A 908-nucleotide genomic window follows, 5' to 3' on the forward strand; every position below is an offset into this window, starting at 1 on the left:
AATTTGCGGATCGACACCAGCGGGCCGTCAACCGAGACAGGCCGCACGGCGATGTTGACGCGCGAGCCATCCTCCAGCCTCGCATCGACCATCGGCGACGATTCATCGACGCGGCGGCCGATGGCGGAGACGATCTTGTTGATGACGCGCAGCAAATGCGCCTCGTCACGAAACCGGATTGCCGTCTCTTCAACCAAGCCACGCCGTTCGATAAAGACGCGCTTGTGAGTGTTGATCAGAATATCGGTAATGGAATCGTCCTTGAGCAACGGCTCGATCGGCCCGAGCCCCAGCATCTCGTCGGCGGTGTCGCTGGTCAGCTGATCGAGTTCGCGGGCATTCAGCGGCACGTTTCGATTTCGAACGAACTCGCGAACGATCGGCCGGATCTCATTCAGGATCTCATCCTTGGAAGCGCTTTCAAGAGCGGTCAGATTGAACCGATCGATCAGGTGGCGATGAAGCTCGACCTTGAGCGTCAGGAAGGCGTCGGCTCCCTCGGTGGCGCCCGTCGCCGGAGACGGAACGCTGGGCATCACCACTACGGGCGCCGGCTCCTGCAGCGCCCGCGTCTCACTCGGTCCCTTGATGAAACGACCTAGCATCTTCCGTAAACCCCCAATGCCGCTGAACGGATACTATTGGCTGGCCACAAGGATTTCGCGAGGCGGCTCATTCCACAGTTAAGTAAGGTCATGATCATGCCTGCTGCTCCGACGATTGCGCATCTTCGTAACCCGTTTGTTGCAGGATCTCGAGTTTGGCAATCAGGTGGACTGTTCGAATCGAGACGGCGGCGACCGCGAATCCCGCAAGAATATCGACAAGGTAGTGACCGCCTTCTGGCAGCGCCGCGAGTATCAGCATGGCGTTCAACAGATAGACGGGGGGCGCCACGTAACGAATGC

Annotated in this window: 2 protein-coding genes; both read right to left on the reverse strand. The window is 59.1% G+C overall.

What is annotated here, in order from left to right:
* Positions 1-605 (reverse strand): ATPase, T2SS/T4P/T4SS family (locus ACXJ7R_RS34520; RefSeq protein ID WP_457155703.1); only part of this gene is annotated, 605 nt, incomplete at its 3' end.
* Between the two features lie 94 nt (positions 606-699).
* Positions 700-908: phosphatase PAP2 family protein (locus tag ACXJ7R_RS34525; RefSeq protein WP_457155704.1), on the reverse strand; the 209-nt coding region annotated here is incomplete at its 5' end.

The organism is Mesorhizobium sp. P5_C1 (assembly GCF_054049815.1).